Consider the following 22913-nt stretch of genomic DNA (forward strand, 5'->3'; position numbering starts at 1 on the left):
CCGAGGCCATCAACGGCCGACTCGAAGCCCTCCGCCGCAACGCCATGGGCTTCCGCAACCTGATCAATTATCGGATCCGGTCGCTACTGCACTGCGGAGCGCTCGCACTCTAAATCCGGAAGAGCCACATTAGCGTTTCCGCAGCGAAGATAGTAGTTGCTGCGGGCATTCACGGCGAACTGCCGCACCAACTTGGACTCTGGAGTGCTTGCGCCGCAGGCCCCCCAGGGCGCTGCCTCCGCCGGGGGAGCCAACATCAAGGAGGCGCCGACAAGTGACATCGCAACTACCGCAAACGCGGTGAAGTGTCTTACCCAACGATTCATCGTCGCCCCCCATGGTTGATGTTGATCAGCCTAGCACCCGAGATGGACCGTCGAACACGATTCATCCCCGAAGGAGTGGTCAGTTCCTTTTCAATCAACGTTCGGCACCCACAGACTTGACTTCCGGGGCCGAAGCATTCTTTCGGGGGGGGGCGTTGCGGTTGGCCTAGTACTGCAACGGCAGTTGTTCAGTCTGGTGGTCGTTCGCCGCGGCGCCGGTACTGGCAGGCGCGGGCTTGGTGCTGGCGTATCCGCCGCCAGCGCGACCAGTGCATGACCCGGTCCGTGCAGGTCAGCGGTGCGGAGGCGAGGGTGGCGAGAGTCGTCGGATCTCGTTGCTGCTCAGCGGAATCAGCTGTGCTCGGCTGGGTGGAGGCCCCCCCGCATTGCGGCTTCGCAACGGAAATCGCGACGGCGTCGGTCGCGCTGCGGCGATGCGAGCACGATCTCCACCCGCCGTAATGGGATCAGGTACTTCGCCGTCGTGGTAGTCCTTACCAGGCGTCGAGCCTCATCCCGGTCGGCCTCGCGGACGAACATCTCAGGCTGACATCACATCACCTACCTCGTGTGGCAGCCTTCCAGGCCGCTGTCGATGCGGTTACAACTACAACGTTCCCGAACGAGGGAACACCAGCTCCGTACGGGGACTTCCGTAGTGAGAGGCTCGGTCAGACGAGTCCCTGCCGCTTGAGCCAGTCCCGGGCAATAGTTTCCACTGACGGCTTGTCAGACGCTCCCGCCGCCTCCCCCATCCCAAGTAACTCCTGCGTTGTCAGTTTTGCCGTCACGGCATTAAGTGCATCAACTACCTGCGGAGTCGCCTTCGCCTTATTGATCAACGGAACAACATTCTGCGCAGCAAAATTGCTCTTTGGATCGTCAAGGACCACGAATTCGTTCGCCGGGATCGCCGGGTCGGTGGTGAACAGGTCGGCGGCCTGGACGTCACCGTTCTTGAGCGCCGTGACCGTCAGAGTGCCGCCGGCGTCGAGCGAACGGTAGCTCTTGAACGTGCAGTTGTAGGTCTTCTCGATGCCGGGGATGCCGTCCGGGCGGGTCTGGAACTCCGGCGGCCCGCCGAAGACGAGCTCGCCGCAGCGGGCGGCGAGCGCGTCGATGGTCGGGGCCGACAGCTGCGCCGCGGTCTCCTTCGTGACGACGACGGCGTCCTTGTTCTCGGCCTCGGCCTTGTCGAGCACGATGAGGTTCGGGTCGGCGGTGCCGAGCGTCGACTGCAGGGCGGTGTAGACCTGGTCCGGCTCGGTCTGGGTCGCCGCCTTGTCCAGGTACTGCAGCAGGGTGCCGGAGTACTCGGGGATGAGGTCGATCGAGCCGTCCTTGAGCGCCGGGATGTAGGCCTCGCGGGACCCGATCGGCGGGCGGGTCTCGACGGTGACGCCCTTGGCCTGCAGCGCCTGGGCGAACACCGACGCGAGGATCTGGCTCTCGGTGAAGTTCGCGGCACCGACGACGACCGTGTTCTGGTCGGTGTCGGCGGGCTGCCCGCCGCCGGCGAGCGGGTCGGAGCCGCCGCCGCAGGCGGAGAGCGCGAACGCGGCGGTGACGGTCGCCGCGACGGCGGCGAGCAGTCGGGTGCGTCTCATGGTGGGTCCTCTCGGGGAGGGTCAGGCCGCTTCGCGGACCGGTTCGGGTCGGGTGGGGACCGCGCGCAACCGGCGCGGGGCGGCGGTCCGGCCGGTGGCCTGCAGGCCGGGCGAGACGATCAGCTTCTGCAGCCCGCCGAGCAGCAGGTCGGCGATGATCGCGAGCAGCGCCACCAGGATCGAGCCGCCGATCATCACTGAGAAGTCGCGCTGGCCGAGGCCGTCGATGATGAACCGGCCGAGGCCGCCGAGGGAGACGTAGGCGGCGATCGTCGCCGTCGCGATGACCTGCAGGGTCGCGCTGCGCAGCCCGCCGATGATGAGCGGCAGGGCGTTGGGCAGCTCGACCTTCCACAGCACCTCGGGGCCGCGCATGCCCATCCCCCTGGCCGCGTCGACGACGGCCGGGTCGACGTTGCGGATCCCGGCGTAGGTGCCGGCGAGCACGGCGGGGACGGCCAGCACGATCAGTGTGATGAGCGGGCCGAGCAGCGACAGCCCCAGGAACGTCGCGAGCAGCACGAGCAGCCCGAGCGTGGGCAGCGCGCGCAGCCCGTTCGCGAGCCCGACGACGAGGAACCCGCCGCGGCCGGTGTGCCCGATCCAGGCGCCGAGCGGGACCGCGACGACGACCGAGACCAGCAGGGTCAGCGCGGTGTAGCCGAGGTGCTCGGCGAGCCGCGCCAGGATGCCGCCGGTCATGGTCCAGTTCTCGGGCGTGAACAGCCATCCGAAGAGGTTCACGTGGTCGCGCCCGCCTTCCGGGTCCGGGCCCGCTGCCACGGGGTGAGCAGCCGCCCCGCGAGCAGCAGCGCGGAGTCGACGACCAGCGCCAGCAGCAGGACGAGCACGATGCCGGTGACGATCTGGGCGTCGTTGCTGCGGTTGAAGCCCTCGGTGAACAGCAGGCCGAGCCCGCCGAAGCCGATCACGGCGCCGACGGTGACCAGGCTGATCGTGGACACCGCGGCCACCCGCAGCCCGGCCACGATCACCGGGACGGCGAGCGGCAGCTCGACGCCGACGAAGCGGCGCAGCGGCGTGTAGCCCATGGCGTTCGCGGCGTCGACGACGTTGCCGGGGACCGCGGTCAGCGCGTCGGACACGGTGCGGACGAGCAGCGCGACGGTGTAGATCGTCAGCGCGACCACGACGTTGACCGGGTCGAGGATCTGGGTGCCGAGGACGGCCGGCATGAACACGAACAGTGCGAGCGACGGCACCGTGTAGAGCAGCCCGGCGGCGTTGGTCAGGACCGCGCGGACGGTCGGGTTCAGGTTGGCGAGCCGCCCCAGCGGGATCGCCAGCACCAGCCCGAGCAGCACCGGGACGAGCGCGTAGACGACGTGCTGGCGCAGCGCGCGCAGCACCGGGTCGAGGTTGCCGAGCACCCAGGTCACGACGGCGGCCTCACGCGGCGTCGCGGGCGGCGGGCAGGGCGGCCAGCACGGCGTCCGCGGTGACCGCCCCGGCGACCCGGCCGTCGGCGTCGACGGCGACGCCCTGCCCGGACGGCGACGACAGCGCCGCGTCGAGCGCGCCGCGCAGCGAGCCGGAGCCGACGGTGTAGAGCGAGCCGCCGGGGACGACGTCGTCCTCGCCGATCGGGCCGTCGCCGGCGGCGACCCAGCCCAGCGGCCGGCCGGTGCCGTCGACGACGAGCGACCAGCCGTCGTCGGGCAGGGGGTCGCCGACCGAGAGCACCGGCAGCGGGCCGAGCGGGATGTCGTCGGAGCTCAGGAAGCCGAGGCCGCGGTAGCCGCGGTCGCGCCCGACGAAGGAGTCCACGAAGTCGTCGACCGGGCGGGACAGCAGCACGCCCGGCTCGTCGTACTGGGCCAGCTTCCCGCCGACCCGGAACACCGCGACCCGGTCGCCGAGCTTGATCGCCTCGTCGATGTCGTGGGTGACGAACACGATCGTCTTGCCCAGCTCGGACTGCAGCCGCAGCAGCTCGTCCTGCAGGCTCTCCCGCACGATCGGGTCCACCGCGGAGAACGGCTCGTCCATCAGCAGCACCGGCGGGTCCGCGGCGAGCGCACGGGCGACGCCGACCCGCTGCTGCTGGCCGCCGGACAGCTGCGCCGGGTAGCGCCTGGCCATCGAGGTGTCGAGGCCGACGATCTCCATCAGCTCCATCGCCCGGTCCCGCGCGGCCTTCTTGCTGCTCCCGACGAGCATCGGCACGGTCGCGATGTTGTCGACGATCGTGCGGTGCGGGAACAGCCCGGCCTGCTGGATGACGTAGCCGATGCCGCGGCGCAGCTCCGCCGGGTCGGCGGCCAGGACGTCCCGGCCGTCGACGTGCAGCTCGCCGCCGGTCGGCTCGATCATCCTGTTGATCATGCGGAGGGAGGTCGTCTTGCCGCAGCCGGACGGTCCCACGAAGACCGTGATCCGCCCCTGCTCGGCGACGAGGTCGAGCTCGTCGACCGCGACCGTCCCGTCCGGGAAGCGCTTCGTGACGCCCCGGAACTCGATCATCGGCGGTTCCCCCTGCCGTCGCGCGGGACCCCTGCTCCCCGCTTGGTCGCAGCACACTAACCCGGTCGTGCGCGACGGGCGAGCGGTCGGCCGCAGGTCACGGGACCCCCTCACGCGTGACCTGCGGTCCGGTTCGGCACCGACGCCGCGGGCATGACCCTGACCACTGCCGCGGGCCCGCTCTGCCGTGCGGCGGGTGCGCCGCGGCGCAACAGTGGGGCCATGCCGAAGGAGCCCACGCGCCTGCCGAAGCCCGAACTGGACCTCGACCCGGACCACCCGCACGTCGCGGACTGGTTCCACTACGCCGACCTGCTCACCGACGCCGAGCGCGCCGACCTGCGCCGGGTGCGGGAGTTCCTGCGTGCCGAGGTCGCCCCCGTCGTGCTCGACGCCTGGGACCGCGCCGAGTTCCCGATGCAGCTCGAGAAGGGCTTCGCGGGCCTCGACCTCGCGGGGGCCGGCTACGCCGACCCGCCGGCGTCGCGGCTGTTCCTGGGGTTCCTGCACGCGGAGATCTCCCGGGTGGACCCGTCGGTCAACAGCTTCTACGGCGTCCACACAGGCCTCGCGATGGGCTCGATCCACGCCGGCGGCACGCCCGAGCAGCGCGAGCGCTGGCTGCCCGCGATGTCCCGGATGGACTCGATCGGTGCGTTCGGGCTGACCGAGCCGCACGGCGGGTCCGACGTGGCCGGTGGCATGGAGACCACCGCCACCCGCGACGGCGACGAGTGGGTCCTCGACGGCGAGAAGCGCTGGATCGGCAACGCCACCCTTCGCCGACCTGATCATCGTGTGGGCCCGCGACACCGACCCGGACGCCGGCGGCGCGGTCCGCGGGTTCGTCGTGCCGTCACCGTCGGAGGGCATGACGATCACGAAGATCGAGGGCAAGCAGTCGCTGCGGATCGTGCAGAACGCCGACATCCTGCTCGACCGGGTCCGGGTGCCGGAGTCGCACCGGCTCTCCGGCGGCTCGGGCACCTTCCGCGACGCCGGCCTGGTCCTGCAGCGCACCCGGGCCAACGCCGCCTGGGGTGCGGTCGGGGTGCAGATGGCCGCCTACGAGCTGGCGCTGTCCTACGCCGCCCAGCGGGAGCAGTTCGGCCGCCCGATCGGCGGGTTCCAGCTGATGCAGGACCTGCTGGTGCGGATGCTCGGCAACGTGAGCGCCTCGCTGGGGATGGCGGTCCGCAACGCCCAGCTGCTCGACGAGGGCCGGGGCTCGGACGCGCACTCGTCGCTGGTGAAGGAGTTCTGCGCGACCCGGATGCGCGAGACCGTCGCGCTCGGGCGTCAGCTCGTGGGCGGCAACGGGGTGGTGCTGGAGAACCGGATCGCGAAGTACTTCGCCGACGCCGAGGCGATGTTCTCCTTCGAGGGCACCCGGGAGATGAACACGCTGATCGTCGGGAAGGCGATCACGGGGCAGAGCGCGTTCGTGCGGTGACGACGGCGGTCGCGCCCGCGGTGGGCGGGCGCGACCGGCTCACCAGACGCCCGGGGTCCCGTCGGCCGGGGTCGCGCTCGTCGCCGGGGTGGGCAGACCGCCGCCGCGCAGCACCCGGTGCAGGTCGTCGGGGCGCAGCGAGCGGGCGAACAGCCAGCCCTGGAACGCGTCGACCCCGAGGCCGCGCAGGACGTGGAACTGCTCGGCGGTCTCGACGCCCTCGGCGACGGTCTTGCGGCCCATCGCGCGCGCGACCTCGACGACGGCGCGGGCCAGCGCGAAGTCGGCCGGGTCGGTGCCGACGCCGGTGACGAAGGCGCGGTCGACCTTGACCGTCTGCGCCGGGAGCTCCTTGAGCCGGGCCAGCGACGAGTAGCCGGTGCCGAAGTCGTCGACGGCGAAGCGGACGCCGCGCTGCACGAGCTCGCTCATCGCGTCCAGCGCGGGGCGCGGCAGCGCGACCAGGCTGGTCTCGACGAGCTCGAGCACCAGCTGGTTCCACGGCAGCCCGGCGCCCTCGACGACGGCGGTGACGTCGGCCAGGAACGACGGGTCGGCCGGCAGCAGCCCGGCCAGGTTCACCGCGACGGCGACGGCCTGCCCGGCACGGGGCCAGGTCGCCGCCTCGGTGGCGGCGGTGCGCAGCACCCACAGGTCGAGGTCGCGCTGCAGGCCGCCGCGCTGGGCGACCGGCAGGAACTCGCCGGGCGAGACCTCGCCGTGCACCGGGTGCGACCAGCGCAGCAGCGCCTCGGCGGACAGCACGGTGCCGTCCGGCGCGACGACCGGCTGGTACTCCAGGCGCAGCGCGTCGCTCTCGATCGCGGCGCGCAGCTCGGCCTCCAGCTCCAGCTGGCGGCGCGCCGGGGCGACGGCGCCCCGGTCGGCGACGGCGACCGTGCCGCGTCCGCGCTGCTTGGCCTCGCGCACCGCGACCTCGGCCGAGCGCAGCAGGTCGTCGCCGCGGGGGCCGCGGGCGTCGGCCTGCGGGCCGGCCACGGCGGCGTCCCGCCCGGCGACGCCGACCGAGGCGGTCAGCGTGATCGGCCTGCCGGCCACGGTGACGTCGCCGCGCAGCAGCCCGGCGACGACGGCGGCGAGCGCCTGCGGTCCGCCGACCTCGTCGACGTCGGCGCAGACCACCGCGAACTCGTCGGCCGACAGGCGCCCGGCCGTGCAGTGGTGGGGCAGCTCGCGCTGCAGCCGCCCGGCCAGCTCGACGAGCAGGGTGTCGCCCGCGTCGTGGCCGAGACCGGTGTTGACGCGGGCGAAGTCGTCGACGTCGCCGCAGACGACGGCCACCCGGCCGGCGTCCGGCCCGGCCAGCAGCCGGTCGGCGAGCTCCAGCAGCCCGGCCCGGTTGGGCAGCCGGGTCAGCGGGTCGACGGTGTCGGCCTCCCGCAGCACGTCGGCGGCGCGGCGGCGCTCCCCCACGTCGGTGACGACGAGCAGCCAGAACGGGCGGCCGTCGTCGGAGGGGGCGGCGTTGACCACGACCTCGCAGTCGACCCGGGTGCCGTCGGCGCGCAGCAGCGGCAGCGACTCGATCCGGTAGGTCGGCTCGGGGTGCGACGGGTCCCGCAGCCAGTCCGGCAGCCCCCCACGCCGGTCGGACTGCGGCTCGGCGGACAGGCTGCGCGCCGGGACCCCGCGCAGGGTCTCCAGGTCGGCGTCGAGCAGCCGGCACAGCGCAGGATTGGCGTCGACGATCCGGCCGCGGCCGTCGAGCATCGCGACGCCGGTCGTGATGGTGGCGACGAGGTCGGCGAACCGCTGCCCGGAGCGCTGCGCGCGGGACTCGGCCCGGCGCCGGTCGGACACGTCCTGCACGGTCCCGATCAGGCGCAGCGGAGCGCCGCCGGGGGTGCGGTCGATCCGGGTGCGGCACGACAGCACCGCGCCGCCCTCGGGGCGGATCTCGGAGCTGTGCGCGGTGGTGGGCTCGGGCGCGGCGTCCGAGCCGCGACGCAGCATCCGGCAGACCCGCTCGACCTGCTCGCCCTCGATGGGACCGTCCGGGCCGTCGGGCCGGACGCCGAGCGCGCGGTAGAGCTCGACGAGCCCCTCGCTGCGGGTCAGCGTCCCGGCCTGCAGGTCGAAGGTCCAGGTGCCGGAGCGGGTGGCGCGCTCGAGGTCGAGCGCGGGGGCCTCGTCCGACGGCGCGGGCGCGGCGTCGGGGAACGCGGTGAGCAGCACGACGGTGCGGTCGCCGGGCTGGTTCCAGCGGACGACCTTGACCCGGGCCAGGCGGCGGTCGGCCCGGACCAGGCGCGCGTCGGAGTCCGGGCCGACGAGCAGCTGCGGGAGGCGCATGCCGGTCGGGTCGGCGGAGCCGGCGAGGCGGCGGAGCGCGGCGTTGGTGTGGACGACGACGCCCCCGGCGTCGCAGACCATCGCGGGCGACGGCGGGAGCTGCACCGCGGAGTGGTCGGCACCGTCGGCACCCACGGGCCCGGTGATCCCCGGCCCGGGTCCCGGGTCGGCGACCGACGGGGCCGGGCCGGCCGGGCGCGGCGCACCGGGCAGGCGGCGGGCGCTCCCGAAGGGCGGCTCCCCGAAGCCCGCGCCGGAGATCCCGGCGTCCGGCGCGGCGGCGAGGTCCAGAGCCTCCGCCGGGGCGAGGAGCGGCTCGTCGTCGGGACCGGGCCGGGCGCGGCCCGCCGGGGTGCCGCCGGGTCCCGCGAAGGCCCGGGCGAGGTCACCGGCCAGACCGGGGTCCCGGTCCCTGTCGCGGCGGGCGCCCGGTGCCTGCTCCACGCGCCCACCGTCCGGCTCCCCGACCGATGCACCCGGACGGTGTCCCGCCCGCGGTTCCTGCTCCGACACGCCCGCCTCCGTTCCGTTCGGCAGCTCCGTGGGGGACAACGAGCCACCGTGCCGGGCGATCCGGGCGGGTAGACCGATCGAGCCACCCGATACAGCGAGTGATGGAACCGTTCGGCCCAACACCACTACTCCCCCCGTCACTCACGGATGGTGACAGGTAGTCGCCGGAGGGTGAAGGGTGTGACGTGCTCGGCGAACGGTGGCAACCGATCCGGCCGTGTGTGTTCGACCGCTCACAGCGAGCCGCACCGTTCGGCGCAGACCCCGACCGCACACGTTTCGTAACCGGGGTTACGGCTGCTCGTCAGCGCGCGGTCACGCCGGCGTCGCCCGCGGCGCGGGCCACCGCCGCGGCGACGGCCGGGGCCACCCGCGGGTCGAACGGGCCGGGCACGATCTTCTGCGGCGACAGCTCGTCGGCGACCACGTCGGCGATGGCGCGGGCCGCCGCGACCTTCATGTCGTCGGTGATGCGGCGGGCGTGCGCGTCCAGGGCGCCGCGGAAGATCCCCGGGAAGGCCAGCACGTTGTTGATCTGGTTCGGGAAGTCGCTGCGTCCGGTCGCGACGATCGCGGCGTGCCGGGCCGCGACGTCCGGGTGCACCTCGGGGTCGGGGTTGGACAGCGCGAAGACCATGCACTCCGGGGCCATCGTGGCCAGCAGCGCCTCGGGCAGGGTGGCGCTGGAGAGCCCGACGAACACGTCCGCACCGGCCAGGGCCTCGGCGATCCCGCCGACGACCCCGCGCGGGTTGGTGACGGCGGCCAGCGCGGCCTTCTCCCCGCCGCGGCCGGCGTCGACGATCCCGCGCGAGTCGAGCAGCACGACGTCCGAGGCGCCCGCGGTCAGGAGGATGCGGGCGCAGGCGATGCCGGCCGCACCGGCCCCGGAGATCACGATGCGCAGGTCCGACAGCGAGCGGTCCTGCACCCGGCAGGCGCCGTCGAGGGCGGCGAGCAGCACGACGGCGGTGCCGTGCTGGTCGTCGTGCATGACCGGACAGTCGAGCGCCTCGACCAGGCGGCGCTCCAGCTCGAAGCAGCGCGGCGCGGCGACGTCCTCGAGGTTGACCGCGCCGAAGGTCGGGCGCAGCCGGACCAGGGTCTCCACGATCTCGTCGACGTCGGTGGTGTCGAGGACCAGCGGGATCGAGTCGAGTCCGGCGAAGGACTTGAACAGCGCCGACTTGCCCTCCATCACCGGCAGCGACGCGCGCGGCCCGATGTCGCCGAGGCCGAGCACCGCGGTGCCGTCGCTGACGACGGCGACCAGCCGGTGCGCCCAGGTGTAGCGGGCGGCGAGCGAGGCGTCGCCGGCGATGGCGCGGCAGACGTCCGCGACGCCGGGGGTGTAGGCGATCGACAGGTCGCGCTCGTCGGCCAGCGGCGCGGTCAGGCCGGTCGCGAGCTTGCCGCCCTCGTGCGCGCCGAACACCTCGTGCCGGTCGGGGGCGGAACGGGTGGTCGGGTCCTGGGCGAGCGTCATGGGAAGACTCCACGGGTGGTGCGGTACGAGAGCGGCGCACGGACACGCCTGCCGTTGCACCGGGCGTCGCGGGTTGACGTCGACCTGCTCACGGTGCCGGACGGCCATCCCGCGCGCTGCGCCGGGATAGGGGCGCCGCGCCGGGACGAGCTGTCGGGTCTGGCGCCGAGTCTAACCGGCTGGACGCCGGGAACCGGTCACCCGGCGGGTCCGGAGTGGCCACCCGCACACCGACGGGAGCCGTGGGCCGGGTCAGCGCAGCGGCGCCGGGGTGAGGTCGGGCAGCGGGAGCGCGGGCAGCGACGGGCCGCTGGGCAGCTCGGTCAGCGGCAGCACACCCGGCGTGAACGGGACCCGGCCGGGCACGACCTCCAGGGCGCCGACCTCGCCGTAGCGCTCGGCGTAGGCCAGCGCCCGGGCGATGTCGGTGACACCGTTGGTGTCGGTCGGCAGCATCAGGCTCGACAGCAGCCCGAACGCCCGGCCGCGCGCGTCGAGGTAGCCCGAGCCCGAGTCGCCCGGCACACCCGGCGGTGTGGTGGAGACGACGTGCGTGCGCGGCCCCTCCGGCTGCCCGAGGCTCAGTCCCTGCTTGTACGGCGTCGCCACGAGCTGGTTGGGCTGGAAGCTGTAGACCTCCTCCCCCTGCTCGGTGCCGTCGGTGTCGAGTCCGGTCGGGCCGCCGAAGCCGGGGACCGTCGGGTCGGCGACGGCGACGGCCGCCGGGCCGAGCTGGATCAGCGAGAGGTCGTTGTGGAGGCACAGCTGCGGGTCGGTCTCACCGCGGTCCTGCATGACGGCCCAGGAGTTGTAGGCGACCCGTCCGGTGTAGTTCCTCCCGTCGCGGCCGCGGATGCCGACCTCGATGCCCTCCGGCATGACCGGCTCGCGGCAGCCGTCCACCGAGGACATGGCGTCCTCGCCCGCCATGCAGTGCGCGGCCGCGCCCAGGTAGAGCGCCCCGGCCGGGGCGGCCTGGCGCTCGGCGCCGCGGCCGCCGGGCTCGTCGCGGTGCCCGTCCTGCCCGGCGGCCGGGGTGTAGAGGAAGTTGGCGGTGCACAGCTCGGCGCCGCCGGCGACCGGGGTGGCGATCTGCACGCCCGGGCCGATCGCCCCGGCCTGCACCGCCGGGGCGGCCACCGCGGTGCCCGCGGCGGCGGGCGCGGTGAGCGCGGCGGTGACCGCGAGGCCGGCCGCGGCGGCGATCCCGGCGATGCGCCGCCGCGCGGGGCGGCGGGAGAACTGCGACGACATGACGCTCCTCGGCTCGTGGTCCGCCACGGATCCCAGCCGACCCGGCCACCCTGCGGGTACGGCGCGCCCGGCGGACCGCCCGGTCGGGGGCGGATCCGACCCGACCGGGTGACGTGATCACCGCGAGCGTCCCGCAGCGTCCGCGACTAGCGTCGCCGCCCGTGAGCACCGACGCCGATCCGGACGGACGGATCCTCCTGCTGCGCCACGGCGAGACCGAGTGGTCGCGTACCGGGAAGCACACCGGCCGCACCGACGTCCCGCTGACCGACGAGGGCCGGGCCGCCGCCCGCCGGGTGCGCGACGCGCTGGCCCTGGTCCGCCACGACGCCCCGCCCGCCCGGGTGCTCTGTTCTCCGCGCACGCGCGCGAGGGACACCGCCGAGCTGGCCGGGCTGCGCGTGGACGCGGTCGACGACCGGCTCGTCGAGTGGGACTACGGCGACAACGAGGGCCGGACCACGCCGCAGATCCGCGAGTCCCTGCCGGGCTGGACGATCTGGGACGGGCCGTGGCCCGGCGGCGAGACCCCCGGCGACGTCGCCGCGCGCGCCGACGCCGTGCTCGCCGACGCACGCGCCCTGCTCGGTGGCGGCGACGTCGTGCTCGTGGGGCACGGCCACTTCTCCCGGGTGCTGACGGCGCGCTGGATCGGGCTGCCCGCGAGTGGCGGTGTGCACTTCCGCATGGACCCGGCCGGGGTCAGCGTGCTGGGGTTCGAGCGCGGGGTCCCCCGCCTCGACCACGTCAACCAGCGCCCCACCCCCGCGGAGGACCCGTGAGCGTCCGTACGGCCACCCCCGACGACGTGCCGGTCATGGTCCGGCTCGTGCACGAGCTGGCCGACTACGAGAAGGCCGCGCACGAGTGCGGGCTGACCGAGGGCCGGCTGCACGCCGCGCTGTTCGGGCCGGACCCGTCGGCCGGGGCCCTCGTGGCCACCGACGACGACGGCGCGGTCGTCGGCACGGCCATCTGGTTCCGGACCTTCTCCACCTGGGAGGGCGTCGCCGGGATCCACCTGGAGGACCTCTACGTCACCCCCGGCGCCCGCGGCGGGGGGCACGGCGCGGCCCTGCTCGCGGAGCTGGCCGCCGAGGTGGCCCGGCGCGGCTGGAAGCGCCTGGAGTGGAACGTGCTGGACTGGAACACCCCGGCCATCGGCTTCTACCGCTCCGTCGGCGCGGTGCCGAACGAGGGGTGGACCACCTACCGGCTCACCGGCGACCCGCTCGTCGCGCTGGCCGGGCGGACCGGCGGGGCGGCCGGCCGCTAGTCCTCGGGGTACTCGTCGCCCATCGACCAGCGCCGGGACTGCTCGCTGATCAGCATGAGGAACGTGAACAGCACGAACAGCCCGCAGACGATGCCCCACACCAGCTGACGGCTGGGACCCAGCGCGTAGTAGATGGCCGGGAACAGCAGCAGCTGCACGACGATCGCCGGGGTGCGGCAGCCGTGCACCCCGCGGACCAGCCCGTAGCCGACACCGGCCACGGCGGCCGCCAGAAGCACGAAGATCCCGGCCTCGGCGAGTCCGTAGTAGAGGCGGGCGCCACCGGCCTCCAGGGCGCGTACGCCGAGCACGACCGCGAGCACGGCGCCGACGAGACCCTCGGCCGCGACGAGCACCCCCGCCACCCGTACGTTCTCCGGCGGTCGCTCCCGGGTCACGGGGCGGTCGTCGCGGTCATCGGCCACCCGCCGAGGATAGGCCGCCCGCCGCGACGGCCACCGCCGGGCGGCCGACGGACCGGCCGGTGCACGGTCGATACAGTCGGGCCGTGCGCGCGCTGCTCGTGGTCAACCCTCAGGCCACGTCCACCACCGCCGCCGGCCGGGACGTGCTGACCAAGGCCCTGGCCAGCGAGCTGAAGCTCGACGTCCTGCAGACCCGCTACCGGGGCCACGCGGCGGAGGCGACCGCGGCGGCCGTGGCGGACGGCGTCGAGCTCGTCGTCGCGCTCGGGGGCGACGGGACGGTCAACGAGGTCGTCAACGGGCTGCTGGCCGCGCAGACCGGCTCGGGCAGCGGCGCCCCGCGGCCGGACCCGGACGCCACCGCGATGCTCGCGGTGGTCCCCGGCGGCTCGGCGAACGTGTTCGCCCGCGCCCTGGACATGCCGCGCGACCCGGTCGAGGCGACCGGGCACGTGCTCACCGCGCTGGCCCGGCGGCGGCGACGGCTGGTCGGCCTCGGCTGGGCCGACGACCGCTGGTTCACCTTCAACGCCGGCATCGGCTGGGACGCCGAGGTGGTGGCCGCGGTCGAGCGCGCCCGCGCGCAGGGACACGAGGCCAGCCCCGGCCGCTACGCGCTGACCGCGATCGCGCAGTACCTCGCGCAGCTGCGCCGTCCGCCGTCGATGACGGTGGAACTCCCCGACGCGGCGCCGCTGACCGGGGTGCGGCTCGCGTTCGTCTCCAACACCGACCCGTGGACCTTCCTGTCCGGCCGCGCGGTGCGGACCAACCCCCGCTCGTCGTTCGGCAGCGGACTGGGGCTGTTCGCGCTCACCGGGCTGAGCCCGCGCACGATCGCCTCGACCCTGCGTCAGATCCTGGCCGCCGACGGCGACCCCCACGGGCGGCACATCGTGCGGCACGACGCCGTCGGCCGGGTGCGGATCACGTCCGAACAGCCTCTCGCCCTCCAGCTCGACGGCGACCACCTCGGAATGCGCACCGACGTGGAATTCCTCAGCGTGCCCGGAGCGTTACGGGTCGTCGTGTGAGACGGACGGTTCGTCGCGCATCGTGCGGACGCTCTCACACGCCGGAGTGAGCAACCGCGCCATTCACCGATGTGAGCGGACCGTCGGTCCCGTTGGGGCTTACACCAGGCCAAACCCGTGATCCAAGGTGGTCCCTACGCAAGCGAGGCCACGAGCAACGCCGCTCGTGGAGGTTCCGTCCCACCGGGCCGGTCCCCTCACTCAGAGGGTGTCCGGGTCGACATCGTTTTCGGGTGGCCGATTCCGGGTGGGACAGGGACACTGGATCGTGGAACCGGCCCAGGGCGGCTCGAAGTCCCGGGCACCGGTCTGTCTGCGTGCGTTCCCTATGAGGGCGCTCACGCATCCCGCGAGCAGTTTCCCATTGAGGACCGCGGTGGCTCGTGAAAGCATTCACAAGCTGCGAAACATGCACGTAACACCCAGCGCACAGACGATCGGCGCGACCCCGATCGCGCACCAGAGGAGAAAGTGATCATGGACTGGCGTCACGACGCGATCTGCCGCGACGAGGACCCGGAGCTGTTCTTCCCGGTCGGCACCAGCGGCCCTGCCCTGATGCAGATCGCGGAGGCCAAGAGCGTGTGTCGGCGTTGCCCGGTCACCGAGTCGTGCCTGCAGTGGGCTCTCGAGTCCGGCCAGGACGCGGGTGTCTGGGGCGGCATGAGCGAGGACGAGCGGCGCGCCCTGAAGCGGCGCAGCACCCGTCCGCGCGCCCGCACCGCGTAGGCAGCCCCGCCCGGGCATTCGCCCGGAATGCGGCAGGAAAAGCTGTCCCGGACAGCGGCTCCGAACAGTAGAAGAAGAAGCTCCCCGACCTCGGGCCCGTAGCCGGACGCCACCGGCCACGGGCCCGAGGTGCGTTCGGGGTGATCTGCCACCCCGCTGTGAGGGTCGACCACGGTGCCGGCGCGACCACGGCACCGGGATCAACGGTCACGGCACGAGCGTATCCGGTGCCTTCCGGGCCCCCGTCCACGCCCCGGGTCACCGGGAGTGACCGGGATCGGTCACCCGCCGCACCGCAGCGACCGCCCGGGGACGGCGGGCGGTGGAACCGTTGCCCCGCCGCCCCTCCCACCGCGGCGCTCAGGAGCCGCCGAGCGGTACCCGGACCACGGCCACCGTGCCGCCGCCCTCCCGGGCCCGCACCTCGATTGTCGCCTCCAGCTCGGAGGTCAGCAGGGTCCGCACGATCTGCAGGCCCAGCCCCTTGGACCGCTCGAAGTCGAAGTCGACCGGCATGCCGTGGCCGTCGTCGGCCACCGCCACCTCCAGCCGGCTCGCCGAGCGCACCGGGCTGACGACCACCTCCCCCGCCGTGCCGGGGTCGTAGGCGTGCGCCAGCGCGTTGTGGGTCAGCTCGGCCAGGACCAGCACCAGCGGGGTGGCCTTCGCCGCGGGCAGCGCCCCGAACCCGGAGTCGACGCGTACCCGGGCACGGGACTCGGTCGTCGCGCCGTCGCGGATGGCCGGCAGCACCTTCGGCAGCAGCTCGTCGAGCTCGACGACCTCGGCGACGGAGTAGGCCAGCGCCTCGTGCACCAGCGCGATCGAGGTGACCCGGCGGACCGACTCCTCCAGCGCCCGGCCCGCCTCCGGGTTCTCGCTGCGCCGGGCCTGCATCCGCAGCAGCGCCGCGACCGTCTGCAGGTTGTTCTTCACCCGGTGGTGGATCTCCCGGATGGTGGCGTCCTTGCTCATCAGCGCCGCGTCCCGGCGACGGAGGTCGGTCACGTCGCGGACCAGCACCAGTGCGCCCGCCGCGTCGCCGCGGGGGCGCAGTGGCAGCGCCCGCACCAGCATCGTCGCCCGGCGGCCCTTGATCTCCATCCGGGTGGACGGGGCGCCGTCGAGGGCCTCGTTGATCCGGCCGGCGACGTCCTTCGCGTCGAACGGGTCCAGCACGAGCGCCTTGGTGACCGTCGCGAGGTCGGCCCCGGCGACGTCGCTGGCGTGGCCCATGCGGTGGTACGCCGACAGCGCGTTCGGGCTGGCGTAGGCCACGTTGCCGTGCACGTCGAGGCGGACCAGACCGTCCCCGGCGCGCGGGCTGCCCTCGGCCGAGCCGGGCGGACCGGACTGCGGCGGGAACGTCCCGTCGACGATCATCTGGCACAGGTCCGAGGCGCTGCCGAGGTAGGCGATCTCCAGCGGGCTCGGGACGCGCGGGGTGGACAGGTTGGTGTCCCGGGACAGCACCGCCACCGTGCGACCCCTGAAGCGCACCGGGATGGTCTCCCGGCGCACCGGCACCTCCAGGTGCCAGCGCGGGTCGTCGTCGCGGCAGATCCGGCCCTCCAGCACCGCCCGGCGCAGCTGGCCGACCTCCACCGGCACCGCCCGGCGGCCGACGACGTCGTCCGGGTGGGCGGTCGGTGCGGTGGTCGGCCGGGCCTGGGCGACGCACAGGAACTGCGCGGTCGCCGCCCGGGAGGCACCGCCGGTCCCCGCGTGGAGGTCGTCCAGCGGCACCCACAGCAGGAAGTCGGCGAAGGACATGTCGGCCAACAACTGCCACTCACCGACCACGCGCTGGAGGTGATCGGCGGTCTCGCCGTCCATCGTCGTGTGCTCGGCGAGCAGCTCGCTCAGCGTGGTCACGATCGCCCATCCCACCACATGCGAGAATCGCGCGTACGAAGCTCCCGCGGCAACGCCGCGGAACCGTGACCCGGACGGGAAGGAGGGTCGAGATGTCCAAGCGTGCACGCAAGCGCCGTGACCGCGCCAAGAAGGGCGCCAACCACGGCAAGAAGCCGAACTGCTGAGTTCGGCGACACCGACGCGAGAGGGCGGGCACCCCGGTGGGGTGCCCGCCCTCTCGCGTGCGTCGCCGGAGCGGCGGTGCCGGTCAGCCGCCGGAGCGGCGGTACTCGGTGCGCTGGTGCGACACCGAGACGCTGGTGCCGTCCGGGCCGCTCTCCACGGTCACCTGGGCCTGCTCGAGCACCGCGGAGCGGATCTGCGACCGCAGCCGGTCCTTGAGCGCCGCCGGGGCCGCCTCGCCGCCGCACTTACGGGCCAGCAGCGCCTTCAGCTTCTCGTCGATGCCGTACTCGGCCAGGCAGGGCGCGCACTCGTCGAGGTGCTGCTGGAGCAGGCGTCGCCGCTCCTGGTCGCACTCGTGGTCGAGGAACAGCCACACCTCCGCCAGCACCTCGGTGCACCCGGTGTTCGCGGGCGGGTCCTGGATCATGGGGTTGCGCTCGAGCGGTGCGCCCGAGCCCTCGGCGGCGCTCACGATGCCGTCACCTCCCGGTCCCCGGTCGCGCCGGCGGCCCCGTCGCGGACGAATCCGCGCTCGCGGGCGACGTCGGTCAGCATGTCGCGCAGCTGGCGCCGGCCGCGGTGCAGCCGCGACATCACGGTGCCGATCGGGGTGCCCATGATCTCGGCGATCTCCTTGTAGGCGAACCCCTCGACGTCGGCGAGGTAGACCGCCATGCGGAAGTCCTCCGGCAGGCCCTGCAGGGCCTCCTTGACGTCGCTGTCGGGCAGCGCGTCGAGGGCCTCCACCTCGGCCGAGCGCAGACCGGTCGAGCTGTGCTCACCGGCCTGGGCCAGCTGGTAGTCGGTTATCTCGTCGGTCGGCGACTGCAGGGGCTGGCGCTGCCGCTTGCGGTACCCGTTGATGTAGGTGTTGGTCAGGATCCGGTACAGCCACGCCTTGAGGTTGGTCCCGCGCCGGAACGACCCGAACGCCGAGTACGCCTTCAGGAAGGTCTCCTGCACCAGGTCCTCGGCGTCGGCCGGGTTCCGGGTCATGCGCAGCGCCGCGCCGTAGAGCTGGTCGAGCAGCGGCATCGCGTCGCGCTCGAAGCGGGCCGTGCGATCGGAGACGCTCTCGTCCTCGGGCGCACGGTTGCCGTCGGCGTCGGCCACACCGACCAGGGCGGCGAGCTCCGCGGGATCGGTCCCCGCCGCGCCCGTCTCCGGCTGGTCCGGCTGATCCGGCTGTACTGACAAGGGTTCCCTCTCCAGTGACACGAGTCGCGCGCCGGTGCGGGTCACCGGCACGGCGGACGCGTCGGAGGGTACGCGCCCCGGCCGCTCGCGGCCGTCCGGCGGCGCGGCCCCGGGCCTCTCCATCACTGTTGTCGTCACGGCCGGAACAACGGTGCCGCGCCGGACGGCATTCCCGTAGGTTCCCCGTCACCCCCGGGTCGGACCCGGGACGGGGACGGGAGGACGAGGACGATGGCGGGCAGGGGCACCCCGGCGACGGCACTGCTGAGCAGGCGTGGGGTGGCGCACGAGCTGCACACCTACACCCACCACGACGGCGCCGGCTACGGCGAGGAGGCCGCCGCCGTCATGGGGCAGGACCCGCGCCGGGTGTTCAAGACCCTCGTCGCGCTCGTCGACGGGACCATGACGGTCGGGATCGTGCCGGTGTCGGCCCAGCTGGACCTCAAGGCGCTGGCCGCCGCCGCGGGCGGGAAGAAGGCGGTCATGGCCGACGTCGCCGACGCCGAGCGGACCACCGGCTACGTCGCCGGGGGCATCTCCCCGCTGGGCCAGCGCAAGCGGCTGCCGACCGTCCTGGACGCCTCGGCGCAGGAGCACCCGACGGTGTTCTGCTCCGGGGGCAGGCGCGGCCTGGAGATCGAGCTCGCCCCGGCGGACCTGGTGGCGCTCACCGGCGCCGTCGTCGCACCGATCGCAACCGGCTGACCGCAGAGGGTCACCCGGACGGGGCCGATCCGGGCCCAGCGCCAGTAAGGTCGATCACCGGCGGCGGCACGTCGCCCTCGGCACCGATCGAGACGAGCTACGGGGAGCACGCGTGGACCGACCGGCATGGGCGCCCGACGAGGTGGACATGACCAGCCCGAGCGTCGCCCGGGTCTACGACTACTACCTGGGCGGGTCGCACAACTTCGAGGCCGACCGCGCCTTCGCCGACCGGGTGCTCGACGCGCTGCCCGAGATGGCGGCGGTCGCGCAGGCCAACCGGGCGTTCCTGCGCCGGGCCGTGCACCAGCTCTGCGCGCACGGGATCCGCCAGTTCCTCGACCTCGGATCGGGCATCCCGACCGTCGGCAACGTGCACGAGGTCGCGGCGACCGCCTGCGACGACGCCCGGGTGCTCTACGTCGACAACGACCCGATCGCCGTCGCCCACAGCCGTGCGCTGCTCGACGGCGACCCGTCGACGGCCGTCCTCGCCGCCGACCTGACCGACCCGCGCCGGATCCTGGACGACCCGCTGACCCGCAGCCACCTCGACCTGTCCCGGCCGGTGGCGGTGCTGCTCGTCTCGGTGCTGCACTTCGTCCCGGACGAGGCGGACCCGGCCGGGATCATCGCCGCCTACGTCGCCGCGACCGCACCCGGCAGCCACGTGGTCGTCAGCCACGCGAGTGACGAGGGTGGCCTCTCCGGTGCGAGCCGGGCCCAGAACCTCTACAACAGGGACAGGTCCCCGAACCGGATGCGGATGCGCGACACCGAGGAGGTCGCGGCGCTGTTGGGCGACCTGGAGCTGGTCGAGCCCGGCGTCGTGCGGATCCCGCTCTGGCGTCCGGAGTCCCCCGTGGGCCCTGAGGCGCAGCGTTACCCCGGGCTCGCCGCCGTCGCCCGTCACGCCGGGCGGCCCGGGATCTGATCATCGGAGGGAGAGCCGTCGTGGCCAAGCCCGTCCCCGTGCTGCCCGGTGGGCAGGGGCCGGGGCCGTCGGCGCTGGCCGACGCCTGGGTCGGCGCCATCGAGGCCCGCGGCTACGTCTCGGCCGCCCGCGCCGACCTGTACGCGGTGCTGTCCGGTGCGGCCTGGTGGTTCACCGCCGTCGTCGAGGGGCGGGCGGAGGAGGCGATCGCCGAGGAGGTCGGGGCCGAGCTGGTCGCCGCGCACCTCACCGACCCGGCCGCACTGCGCTGCTCCATCGACGTGCTGTCCGCGCACTTCGCCGGGCACACCGTCGCCCCGGAACGGTTCCGCCGCTGGACCACGGCGGTCGGGGCGCTGTCGACGGGCTACGCCCGGACGCTGCGCGACCGCACCCGGCTGGAGCAGGAGCGGATCAGCTCCGCCGCGTTCGCCGCGCGCGCGGCCGCCGAGGACGCCCGCTGGCGCTCCGAGGCGCGCTACGGAGTCGTCTTCGAGAGCTCCGTGCTCGGCATCAGCGTCGCCGACACCGAGGGCCGCATCCTGGAGGCCAACCGCACGCTGACCGCGATGCTGGGCTACCGGCCGGGCGATCTCGTGGGCCGCTCGGTGTTCGAGTTCATCCACCCCGAGGACACCCCGGAGATGTGGCCGCAGATCGAGGCCATGCTCGCCGGGCGGGTCGGACACGTCCGGATGGAGAAGTCCTACTTCCGGGCCGACGGCGACCAGGTGTGGACCGAGCTGACCGTCTCGCTGGTCCGCTCCCCCGACGGCGAGCCGCGCTACCTCGTCGCGATGGTCTCCGACGTCACCGAGCGGCGCCGCCTGCAGTCGCGGCTGCGTCACCAGGCCGAGCACGACCCGCTTACCGGGCTGCCGAACCGCTCGCTGTTCTTCACCCGGCTCGAGACCGCACTCGCCGGCCCGTACGGCTCCCCCGCCCCGGTGGGGGTCTGCTACCTCGACCTCGACGGGTTCAAAGCCGTCAACGACACCCTCGGCCACGACGCGGGCGACCAGCTCCTGCGCACCGTCGCGCACCGCCTCGACGCCGAGCTCCGCCCGGCCGGGCACACCGTCGCCCGGATGGGCGGCGACGAGTTCGTGGTGCTCGTGGAGCGGTGCACCGGCGTCGAGCAGCTGACCGCGGTCGCCGACCAGGCGCTGGCGGTCGTCCGGCGGCCGGTGCACGTGCGTGGCCGGGAGGTCGTCGTCTCGGTCAGCATCGGGATCGTCGCCCGGCCGTTCGCGGTGGACTCCGGCGCCGTCGGCGCCGAGGGAGCGGCGGAGCTGATGCAGGCCGCGGACACCACGATGTACTGGGCCAAGCGCGACGGCCGGGACCGGATCGCGGTGTTCGACCCGGCCCGTCACGCCAACGACGTGCACCTGTTCGAGCTGGCCGGGCGGATGCCGGGCGCGCTGGACCGCGGTGAGTTCCACCTGGCGTACCAGCCGCTGGTGTCGCTGCACGACGGCTCGGTCGTCGGGGTGGAGGCGCTGGCCCGGTGGCGGACCGCCGACGGCGAGCGGCTCGGCCCGGACGTGTTCATCCCGCTGGCCGAGCAGACCGGCCTGATCGTGCCGCTCGGGCTGCACCTGCTGGAGCGGGCCTGCACCGACGCCCGGTCCTGGGTGGACGCGGGCGCCGACGCCGGGCTCGTGCTCAGCGTGAACGTGGCGGGCCAGCAGCTGCGCAGGCCCGACGCCGTCACCCGCATCGCCGACGTGCTGGAGCGGACCGGGTGGCCGGCGTCGTCGCTGCAGCTGGAGCTGACCGAGAGCGACCTCATGTCCGCCGCCGGGCGTCCGGTGCAGGCGCTGGAGGAGCTCTCGCAGCGCGGGGTGCGGATCGCCATCGACGACTTCGGCACCGGCTACTCGAACCTGGTCTACCTGCACCGGCTGCCGGTGGACGTGCTCAAGCTGGCCGGCTCGTTCGTCACCGGGCAGGGCGGCCCCTGCCCGGCCGACGAGGGCGGCCCCCCGCACGACGTCGACAGTCCGGTCATCCTCTCGGCGATGATCGAGCTGGCGCACACCCTGGGACTCTCCGTCGTCGCGGAGTCGGTGGAGACCGAGGGCCAGGCCCGGCGGCTGCTCCAGCTGGGCTGTGACATCGGGCAGGGCTGGCACCTGGGCTCCCCGGTCCCGGCCGCGGAGATCGCCGCCCGGCTCACCGCGCCCGACGGCGACACGGGCCTCAGCCCGCGGCGGCCCGCTCTCGGACCTCGTCGATGACGCGCTCGGCGCCCAGCACGCCGATCCCGACCATCCACGTCTCGTCGTCGACCTCGTGCACCGCGCCCGCGCGCACCGCGGGCAGCGGGCCCCACAGACGTGCGACCGCGGCGCGGGAACCCGACGACGGGTCCTGCGCCCGGTCGGTGAAGAACACGACGTCGCCGTCGATGCTCCCGGCCAGCTCGGGGGCACTCTCGATCATCGAGTACTCGTTCCACGGACGGTCGCCGAGGTCGAAGCCCATCGCGGTGAGCACCGAGCCGGAGAAGCTGCGGGGGCCGTAGAGCCGGAACGACTCCGGGCGGAACCGCACGATCGAGGCCGTCCGGCCGGGGGCGCCGACCTCGCGTCCGACCGCGACCGCGCGCTCGCGCCAGCCCGACAGCAGCTCCTCCATCCGGGGCCGGGCGTCGACGGCGTCGGCCGTCACCCGGGCCTGTTCCTCCCAGTCGGTGCCGCTGCCGACGGAGAACACCGTCGGGGCGATCCGGGACAGCTGCTCGTAGAGCGGGCGGTGCCGGACCGCCGACCCGATGATCAGGTCGGGATGCAGCCGGACGACCGCCTCCAGGTCCGGTTCGGTGACCAGCCCGGTGGACTCGGTGCCGGCGAGCCGGTCCGCGAGGTAGGGCGGGAAGCCGGCGCCGGCGCTCGACACGCTCGCGCCGACCGGGACCGTCCCGAGCGCGACCAGCGCGTCGAGGTGCGGGGTGTCGAGGACGACGACCCGGGCCGGCCGGGCGGGCAGGCGGGTCTCGCCCATCGCGTGCGTCACGGTGTAGCCGCCCGGCGCCTCCGGCCCGGGGCCGGAGCCCGCACCGCAGCCGACGGCCGCCCCGAGTACCAGCAGCACCGCCATGAACCGGGCGAACGGTGTGATCATCA

At 74.0% G+C, this 22913-nt stretch carries 20 protein-coding genes and 1 pseudogene; 9 read left to right on the plus strand and 12 right to left on the minus strand.

Annotation, left to right across the window (positions count from 1 at the left end):
* Positions 1 to 997 precede the first annotated feature (997 nt).
* From WHI96_RS25105 to WHI96_RS25120, 4 genes are read right to left on the minus strand one after another with little or no spacing between them, the layout of a single operon-like run.
* On the minus strand, positions 998 to 1933 hold the full coding sequence (locus WHI96_RS25105) for an ABC transporter substrate-binding protein (RefSeq protein ID WP_345646489.1): 936 nt from the start codon (positions 1931 to 1933) through the stop codon (positions 998 to 1000).
* 21 nt (positions 1934 to 1954) lie between these two features.
* Positions 1955 to 2677 carry an ABC transporter permease gene (locus WHI96_RS25110; protein WP_345646491.1) on the minus strand — a complete coding sequence of 241 codons (723 nt, stop codon included), beginning with the start codon at positions 2675 to 2677 and terminating at the stop codon, positions 1955 to 1957.
* Positions 2674 to 3333: an ABC transporter permease gene (locus WHI96_RS25115; RefSeq protein WP_345646494.1), complete on the minus strand. Its 660-nt coding sequence runs from the start codon at positions 3331 to 3333 to the stop codon at positions 2674 to 2676. The genes WHI96_RS25110 and WHI96_RS25115 overlap by 4 nt, the downstream gene beginning before the upstream one ends.
* A gap of 10 nt (positions 3334 to 3343) precedes the next feature.
* Positions 3344 to 4417, minus strand: a complete 1074-nt coding sequence (locus tag WHI96_RS25120) for an ABC transporter ATP-binding protein (RefSeq protein ID WP_345646497.1) — start codon at positions 4415 to 4417, stop codon at positions 3344 to 3346.
* A gap of 222 nt (positions 4418 to 4639) precedes the next feature.
* On the opposite strand from WHI96_RS25120, the pseudogene WHI96_RS27960 reads away from it, so the two are divergent.
* A pseudogene (locus WHI96_RS27960) lies at positions 4640 to 5870 on the plus strand (acyl-CoA dehydrogenase family protein).
* Between the two features lie 39 nt (positions 5871 to 5909).
* On the opposite strand, the gene WHI96_RS25135 reads toward WHI96_RS27960, so the two are convergent.
* From WHI96_RS25135 to WHI96_RS25145, 3 genes are all read right to left on the minus strand, one after another.
* Entirely contained in the window at positions 5910 to 8627 is a 2718-nt protein-coding gene (locus WHI96_RS25135) for a putative bifunctional diguanylate cyclase/phosphodiesterase (RefSeq protein WP_345646503.1), read from the minus strand.
* A gap of 373 nt (positions 8628 to 9000) precedes the next feature.
* Entirely contained in the window at positions 9001 to 10182 is a 1182-nt protein-coding gene (locus WHI96_RS25140) for an NAD(P)-dependent malic enzyme (RefSeq protein ID WP_345646506.1), read from the minus strand.
* A 252-nt stretch (positions 10183 to 10434) separates the two neighbouring features.
* Positions 10435 to 11436 (minus strand): serine protease, encoded by a 1002-nt coding sequence (locus tag WHI96_RS25145; RefSeq protein WP_345646509.1) that lies wholly within the window; start codon positions 11434 to 11436, stop codon positions 10435 to 10437.
* Positions 11437 to 11597: 161 nt separating this feature from the next.
* Here WHI96_RS25145 and WHI96_RS25150 point away from each other — a divergent pair, with 161 nt between their 5' ends.
* Positions 11598 to 12218 carry a histidine phosphatase family protein gene (locus tag WHI96_RS25150; RefSeq protein WP_345646512.1) on the plus strand — a complete coding sequence of 207 codons (621 nt, stop codon included), beginning with the start codon at positions 11598 to 11600 and terminating at the stop codon, positions 12216 to 12218.
* Entirely contained in the window at positions 12215 to 12712 is a 498-nt protein-coding gene (locus WHI96_RS25155) for a GNAT family N-acetyltransferase (protein WP_425571614.1), read from the plus strand. Before WHI96_RS25150 ends, WHI96_RS25155 begins: the two co-directional genes overlap by 4 nt.
* Here the strand turns inward: WHI96_RS25155 and WHI96_RS25160 are convergent.
* Positions 12709 to 13137: a hypothetical protein gene (locus WHI96_RS25160; RefSeq protein ID WP_100878641.1), complete on the minus strand. Its 429-nt coding sequence runs from the start codon at positions 13135 to 13137 to the stop codon at positions 12709 to 12711. The genes WHI96_RS25155 and WHI96_RS25160 overlap by 4 nt on opposite strands.
* An 83-nt stretch (positions 13138 to 13220) precedes the next feature.
* Between WHI96_RS25160 and WHI96_RS25165 the strand changes: the two genes are divergently transcribed.
* Together WHI96_RS25165 and WHI96_RS25170 are read left to right on the plus strand one after the other, a co-directional pair.
* Positions 13221 to 14171 (plus strand): diacylglycerol/lipid kinase family protein, encoded by a 951-nt coding sequence (locus WHI96_RS25165; RefSeq protein WP_345646517.1) that lies wholly within the window; start codon positions 13221 to 13223, stop codon positions 14169 to 14171.
* 477 nt (positions 14172 to 14648) lie between these two features.
* Entirely contained in the window at positions 14649 to 14900 is a 252-nt protein-coding gene (locus WHI96_RS25170) for a WhiB family transcriptional regulator (protein WP_043277332.1), read from the plus strand.
* A gap of 360 nt (positions 14901 to 15260) precedes the next feature.
* Here WHI96_RS25170 and WHI96_RS25175 read toward each other — a convergent pair whose 3' ends face one another.
* Positions 15261 to 16775 (minus strand): sensor histidine kinase, encoded by a 1515-nt coding sequence (locus tag WHI96_RS25175; RefSeq protein ID WP_345646520.1) that lies wholly within the window; start codon positions 16773 to 16775, stop codon positions 15261 to 15263.
* Between the two features lie 92 nt (positions 16776 to 16867).
* Here WHI96_RS25175 and WHI96_RS27965 point away from each other — a divergent pair, with 92 nt between their 5' ends.
* On the plus strand, positions 16868 to 16942 hold the full coding sequence (locus WHI96_RS27965; protein ID WP_369804880.1) for a 50S ribosomal protein bL37: 75 nt from the start codon (positions 16868 to 16870) through the stop codon (positions 16940 to 16942).
* A gap of 83 nt (positions 16943 to 17025) precedes the next feature.
* Here the strand turns inward: WHI96_RS27965 and rsrA are convergent, their stop codons facing one another.
* Together rsrA and WHI96_RS25185 are read right to left on the minus strand one after the other, a co-directional pair.
* Positions 17026 to 17370: a mycothiol system anti-sigma-R factor gene (rsrA, locus tag WHI96_RS25180; protein WP_345646778.1), complete on the minus strand. Its 345-nt coding sequence runs from the start codon at positions 17368 to 17370 to the stop codon at positions 17026 to 17028.
* A 41-nt stretch (positions 17371 to 17411) separates the two neighbouring features.
* Complete coding sequence (locus tag WHI96_RS25185; protein WP_062403710.1) at positions 17412 to 18056, minus strand: sigma-70 family RNA polymerase sigma factor; 645 nt, start codon at positions 18054 to 18056, stop codon at positions 17412 to 17414.
* 315 nt (positions 18057 to 18371) lie between these two features.
* On the opposite strand from WHI96_RS25185, the gene ybaK reads away from it, so the two are divergent.
* The 3 genes from ybaK (at position 18372) to WHI96_RS25200 (ending at position 22025) form a co-directional block, all read left to right on the plus strand.
* Positions 18372 to 18848, plus strand: coding sequence for a Cys-tRNA(Pro) deacylase (gene ybaK, locus WHI96_RS25190; protein WP_345646522.1), 477 nt, complete (start codon positions 18372 to 18374; stop codon positions 18846 to 18848).
* 112 nt (positions 18849 to 18960) lie between these two features.
* The gene (locus WHI96_RS25195) at positions 18961 to 19782 is read left to right on the plus strand and encodes an SAM-dependent methyltransferase (RefSeq protein WP_345646524.1); all 822 of its coding nucleotides are present in this window, start codon (positions 18961 to 18963) and stop codon (positions 19780 to 19782) included.
* A gap of 20 nt (positions 19783 to 19802) precedes the next feature.
* Positions 19803 to 22025, plus strand: coding sequence for a putative bifunctional diguanylate cyclase/phosphodiesterase (locus WHI96_RS25200; protein ID WP_345646527.1), 2223 nt, complete (start codon positions 19803 to 19805; stop codon positions 22023 to 22025).
* Here the strand turns inward: WHI96_RS25200 and WHI96_RS25205 are convergent.
* Positions 21988 to 22911 (minus strand): ABC transporter substrate-binding protein, encoded by a 924-nt coding sequence (locus WHI96_RS25205; RefSeq protein WP_345646782.1) that lies wholly within the window; start codon positions 22909 to 22911, stop codon positions 21988 to 21990. The genes WHI96_RS25200 and WHI96_RS25205 overlap by 38 nt on opposite strands.
* Positions 22912 to 22913: the final 2 nt, after the last annotated feature.

This window comes from Pseudonocardia tropica, assembly GCF_040105315.1.
Taxonomy (GTDB): domain Bacteria; phylum Actinomycetota; class Actinomycetes; order Mycobacteriales; family Pseudonocardiaceae; genus Pseudonocardia; species Pseudonocardia alni.

Coding starts and splice junctions, on each gene's coding strand:
- WHI96_RS25105 (WP_345646489.1), bottom strand. CDS start 1,933: ATGAGACGCACCCGACTGCTCGCCGCCGTCGCGGCGACCGTCACCGCC.
- WHI96_RS25120 (WP_345646497.1), bottom strand. CDS start 4,417: ATGATCGAGTTCCGGGGCGTCACGAAGCGCTTCCCGGACGGGACGGTC.
- WHI96_RS25140 (WP_345646506.1), bottom strand. CDS start 10,182: ATGACGCTCGCCCAGGACCCGACCACCCGTTCCGCCCCCGACCGGCAC.
- WHI96_RS25145 (WP_345646509.1), bottom strand. CDS start 11,436: ATGTCGTCGCAGTTCTCCCGCCGCCCCGCGCGGCGGCGCATCGCCGGG.
- WHI96_RS25170 (WP_043277332.1), top strand. CDS start 14,649: ATGGACTGGCGTCACGACGCGATCTGCCGCGACGAGGACCCGGAGCTG.
- rsrA (WP_345646778.1), bottom strand. CDS start 17,370: ATGATCCAGGACCCGCCCGCGAACACCGGGTGCACCGAGGTGCTGGCG.
- ybaK (WP_345646522.1), top strand. CDS start 18,372: ATGGCGGGCAGGGGCACCCCGGCGACGGCACTGCTGAGCAGGCGTGGG.
- WHI96_RS25205 (WP_345646782.1), bottom strand. CDS start 22,911: ATGATCACACCGTTCGCCCGGTTCATGGCGGTGCTGCTGGTACTCGGG.